Origin of the sequence: Microcoleus sp. (genome assembly GCF_049646505.1) — a bacterium.
Lineage (GTDB): Bacteria > Cyanobacteriota > Cyanobacteriia > Cyanobacteriales > Microcoleaceae > Microcoleus.
In genome coordinates this window covers 1-5,044 of the sequence record NZ_JBARVX010000172.1, presented here as the reverse complement: position 1 = coordinate 5,044, position 5,044 = coordinate 1, and the positions used below count along the sequence as shown (strand labels likewise).

The window sequence follows — 5,044 nt, the reverse complement described above, 5'->3', positions numbered from 1 at the left end:
CAATAACCAATAACCAATAACCAATAACCAATAACCAATAACCAATAACCAATAACCAATAACCAATAACAATGATGAAACTCCTGCGGGACGATCGCTTCTGGAAAATTGCCGTACAGGCGATATTCGTAATTTTAGTAATCGCTGTCATCGCCATTCTCTGGGACAATCTCAGTGCCAATTACGCGCAATTGGGAATTGCATTTGGATTTGACTTTCTCAATTTCCAAGCATCCTTTGACATCGGCGAAAGCGTCATCCCCTACAGTCCCGAAAACAGTTACAGACAAGCTTATTTTGTCGGTTTAATCAACTCGCTGCGGGTGATGGGTTTGGGGATTGTTTTCGCAACAATTGCGGGTTTGACAGTAGGAATTGCCCGCCTTTCCGACAATTGGCTGCTGCGAACTCTGGCTGGTTTGTATGTGGAGATTTTGAGGAATACGCCGTTATTGCTGCAATTATTTTTCTGGTATTTTGCAGTTTTCATTTCCCTGCCAAAACTGGAAGACAACCAGCAGATGAGGGGGCCGATTTACTTGACAAATCGCGGTATTGCTGTACCTTGGCCTGTGGCTTTGCCGGGTTTTGAAATTTGGTTGATTTTGCTAACTGTCGGAGTTTTGGCTGCTGCTGGGCTGTGGATGTGGCGGGGGCGGGTGATGCTGGAACAAGCGAAGCCGGGAAGACAGTTGTTTTGGGCGGCTGGTGCGATCGGGCTAAGTGCGATCGTAGCTTTAATTATCACCAAAAATCTGCCTTTGCGCCTAGATTTTCCCCGCCTGACACCAGCATTGCAACTCCAAGGAGGATTAAAAATAACTCCAGAATTTGCAGCCTTGGTAACAGGACTCAGCTTGTATACTGGGAGTTACATTGCAGAAATTGTCCGCGCCGGAATTCAGTCAGTATCGCGAGGCCAGTGGGAAGCCGCAAAATCTTTGGGACTAAAATCGGGAACCGCGATGCGGAGGGTAATTTTGCCCCAAGCTTTGCGGGTGATTGTGCCGCCTTTAACCAGTCAGTATCTGAATTTAGCTAAGAATTCGAGTTTAGCGGTGGCCGTGGCTTATCCCGACGTTTACTTTGTGGTGGGCTCTCCGACGCTGAATCAGACCGGTCGGGCGATCGAAGCAATGTTAATTATCATGGTAACATACCTAACAATTAGTTTGATAATTTCTCTGTTCATGAATTGGTACAATCAAACCGTACAACTAAAGGAAAGGTAAATTTTTAACATAAAAAATCCCAGAAGGGAAAGGCAAAACAAAATGGCTTACAGTGACTTCAACTTAAACAGCGTTTTGAAAATATTTGAATTAAGTTATTCTGAAACCGCTGATTTGTTTGCCGGCGAACCGGAATTAGAATGCAGCGCGTTACTCGCAGAAAATTTGCGGCGATATCTACCAGTAGCTGTTGGCAGCAATACAGAAAAATCGCGTTCGGAAATGATTGTAGCGCCAGTTTTATTAGAATTGAGAACACAATTACAAGAGCAGATAGGTTTATTTTCAGGAATCGACTTTAATGTTAGTCCCGAAAGAGGTTTAAACGGCAGTTGCGATTTTGTGATTGGCAATTCATCAGGACTCTTGTTACTCGCTGCACCAGTCATTATAATTGTAGAAGCCAAACCGGAAAATCTCAATAGTGAATTGGGACAGTGCGTAGCAGAAATGTTTGCAGCTAGCATATTTAATGAACGTGAAGGAAACGATATTCCTGCGATATATGGCGCTGTCACTAGCGGGAATACATGGAGATTTATGAAACTTAAAAAACAAGTTATTGAAATTGACTTGACTGAATATTACCTCAGCGATGTCAATAAAATATTAGGAATATTAGCCAGCGCAATCAATCATTAATAACAACTAATAACCTGTGGAAACAACCCCCGTATTACCGCCCCCACCCACCGAATCGCCCACGCCTTGGAATTGGGCGCGCAAAAACTTATTCAGTACCTGGTACAACTGCATTCTGACAGTAGTTTGTGCGGTTGTCGCCTTCCAAACTGTTAAAGGAATTATCGTTTGGGCAACTACAAAAGCTCAATGGCGGGTATTAGAAGCCAACTTGCCGCTATTTTTTGCGGGCAGATTTCCCCGCGATTCTTACTGGCGGCTGTGGATAGTAACGGCGATAATTGCTTTGTTGGGAGGCTTGACTTGGGGAAACATTCAGCGGGAAGAACGTCTTTGGAATCCGCCTTTACTAATTATACTCGGTGCTGCGGTTGTGGGTGCGCTCATTTCTCCGATCGACCCAACCTCTCGTTTTTACCTGCTAGCAAGTATTATCGCAGCCACCGCGGGCTATCTCGCCGCCAGAAAAATTAACCGCAACCCCCCCTCGCCCACCCTTAGCAAGGGGGGGTTGGGGGGGGTTAGCTGGATGCCTACAATTTGGGTTATTTCCTTCCCGCTGATTCTGTGGTTAATTAAAGGCGGTTTAGGTTTGAGAGAAGTCTCGACAAACGATTGGGGCGGTTTAGTATTGACGCTGTTTTTAGCAATTATCAGCATTGTGCTTTCCTTTCCCTTGGGAGTATTGCTAGCCTTGGGGAGACAAAGTTCTTTGCCTGTTGTCAAACTGTTTTCAACATTATACATTGAAATCGTTCGCGGCTTGCCATTAATTGGCATTTTGTTTTTAGGTCAAGTGATGCTGCAATTATTTTTGCCGCCCGAATATCCGAGATTGGATAGAGTCATTAGGGCGATCGCCGGATTAACATTATTCAGCGCCGCATACCTAGCCGAAAACGTGCGCGGAGGCTTGCAGGCTGTACCTAGAGGACAAATAGAAGCGGCAAGGGCGATCGGGCTAAACACACCGCTACTCACAATTCTGATTGTACTGCCTCAAGCCCTGCGAACAGTCATTCCGGCGATCGGCGGTCAATTCATCGGATTATTCATGGATACATCCCTACTTTCCCTATTTGGAATGTTAGAATTAATCGGAATATCCCGCGCCGTATTAGCAAATCCATCATACATCGGCAGGTACGCCGAAGTTTACATATTCGTCGGCATCATCTATTGGGTATTTTGCTACTCAATGTCATTAGCCAGCCGCAAAATAGAGCGAAGTTTAGAAGTAGGTCAAAGGTAAAAATTAATCTGCGTTCATCCGCGTTCATCCGCTAAAATCAGCGGTAAAAAAAATATGGAAAATCAACTAACAGCCCCAGAAAAAGTAATCGTAGCAGAAAAAGTCCACAAATGGTACGGACAATTTCACGTACTGCGCGGTGTCAGCATGACCGTAAACCGGGGCGAAGTCGTCGTAGTGATGGGCCCGTCAGGCTCTGGAAAATCGACGTTTATTCGTACATTCAACGCATTAGAGGCATATCAGCAAGGTAAAATTACGATCGACGGAATCGAACTTTCCCACGACTTGCAAAACATCGAGACAATTCGCCGGGAAGTAGGAATGGTGTTTCAGCAATTCAACCTATTTCCCCACCTATCAGTCTTGCAAAACGTCATGCTAGCGCCCGTATGGGTGCGCCGCTGGCCAAAGAAAAAAGCCGAAGAAGTAGCGATGCAACTGTTAGAAAGAGTGGGAATTTTGGAACAAGCACAAAAATATCCCGGACAGTTATCTGGCGGACAGCAGCAGCGGGTAGCAATTGCACGTTCTCTAGCAATGCAGCCTAAAATTATGCTATTTGACGAACCGACATCAGCATTAGATCCGGAGATGGTGCGGGAAGTTTTAGATGTGATGCGAAATTTAGCTCAAACTGGAATTACAATGGTAGTGGTGACTCACGAAGTCGGGTTTGCGCGCGAAGTTGCCGATCGCATTGTATTGATGGATGAGGGCGTTTTAGTGGAAGAAGCGAAGCCGGAAGAGTTTTTTCAGAACCCGAAGGAAGAACGCACCCGCAAGTTTTTGTCTCAGATATTATAGGGAATTGGGCATTGGGAATTGGGCATTGGGAATTGGGCATAGGGCATAGGGCATAGGGCATAGGGCATAGGGCATAGGGCATAGGGCATAGGGCATAGGGCATTAGAGTCAACTAATAACAAATAACTAATAACTAATAACTAATAACTAATAACTAATGACCACAAAAACTCTACCGCTAGTTAAAGACTCAGAACGCTTGGAAATCCGCCTCAAAGAAATTCCGGCGGTTCCCGGTGTATACTTAATGCGCGATGAGGGCGATCGCATCCTTTACATCGGCAAATCAAAAAAACTCCGAAACCGCGTCCGTTCCTATTTTCGAGACAGCCAAAAACTGAGTCCCCGCATCGCAATGATGGTGCAGCAAGTGCGGGAAATCGAATTCATCGCCACCGACACAGAAGCGGAAGCTTTAGCATTAGAAGCAAACCTGGTAAAACAGCACCAACCCTACTTTAATGTCCTCCTCAAGGATGATAAAAAGTATCCTTATTTGTGCATCACTTGGTCGGAGGAATACCCGCGCATTTTTATCACCCGCAAACGTCGCGCAGGTAGTGCCAAAGACCGCTACTACGGCCCCTACGTCGATACAGGGGCGCTGCGGAGTACGCTGCATTTAATCAAGCGCATTTTCCCCATGCGACAGCGCCCTCAACCGCTATTTAAAGACCGTCCCTGCTTGAACTATGACATCGGCCGCTGCGTCGGCGTTTGTCAGGGTCTAACTTCGCCGGAGGAATACCGAAAAATGATTCAAAAAGTGGCGATGATTTTTCAGGGAAGAACTCAGGAATTGCTGGATATTCTGGAACCGCAAATGGAACAAGCAGCGGAAGATTTAAACTTTGAAACTGCGGCGCAGATTCGAGATAGAATTAAGGGTTTGCAGTCTTTAAGTGCTGGTCAAAAAGTGTCTTTGCCCGACGATACTGTTTCTAGGGACGCGATCGCCCTGGCGGCAGATACCCAGCACGCCTGCATTCAATTGTTCCAAATTCGTGCCGGTCAATTAGTCGGAAGACTGGGATTTATTGCAGAAATACCCCCCCTTACCAAGGGGGGGCAAGAGTTGTCTCAACCCCTTACCAAGGGGGGGCAAGAGTTA

5 protein-coding genes are annotated in these 5,044 nt (G+C 46.0%); all 5 read left to right on the top strand.

The genetic code is table 11. The features are described from left to right. Positions 1-71 precede the first annotated feature (71 nt). The gene (locus tag WBA89_RS09395) at positions 72-1,232 is read left to right on the top strand and encodes an amino acid ABC transporter permease (RefSeq protein WP_424405902.1); all 1,161 of its coding nucleotides are present in this window, start codon (positions 72-74) and stop codon (positions 1,230-1,232) included. A gap of 42 nt (positions 1,233-1,274) precedes the next feature. After that, positions 1,275-1,874, top strand: coding sequence for a hypothetical protein (locus tag WBA89_RS09390; RefSeq protein WP_424405900.1), 600 nt, complete (start codon positions 1,275-1,277; stop codon positions 1,872-1,874). 16 nt (positions 1,875-1,890) lie between these two features. Then, on the top strand, positions 1,891-3,126 hold the full coding sequence (locus WBA89_RS09385; protein ID WP_424405898.1) for an amino acid ABC transporter permease: 1,236 nt from the start codon (positions 1,891-1,893) through the stop codon (positions 3,124-3,126). Positions 3,127-3,180: 54 nt separating this feature from the next. Next, a complete protein-coding gene (locus WBA89_RS09380; RefSeq protein WP_424405896.1) occupies positions 3,181-3,933 on the top strand; it encodes an amino acid ABC transporter ATP-binding protein in 753 nt (250 codons plus the stop codon). Between the two features lie 157 nt (positions 3,934-4,090). Further along, the coding region (gene uvrC, locus WBA89_RS09375; protein ID WP_424405894.1) for an excinuclease ABC subunit UvrC at positions 4,091-5,044 on the top strand (954 nt) is incomplete at its 3' end.

What these genes read in the sequence shown, in the direction of transcription:
- WBA89_RS09390 (WP_424405900.1), top strand. Translation starts at nt 1,275, where the DNA reads ATGGCTTACAGTGACTTCAACTTAAACAGCGTTTTGAAAATATTTGAA.
- WBA89_RS09395 (WP_424405902.1), top strand. Translation starts at nt 72, where the DNA reads ATGATGAAACTCCTGCGGGACGATCGCTTCTGGAAAATTGCCGTACAG.
- WBA89_RS09380 (WP_424405896.1), top strand. Translation starts at nt 3,181, where the DNA reads ATGGAAAATCAACTAACAGCCCCAGAAAAAGTAATCGTAGCAGAAAAA.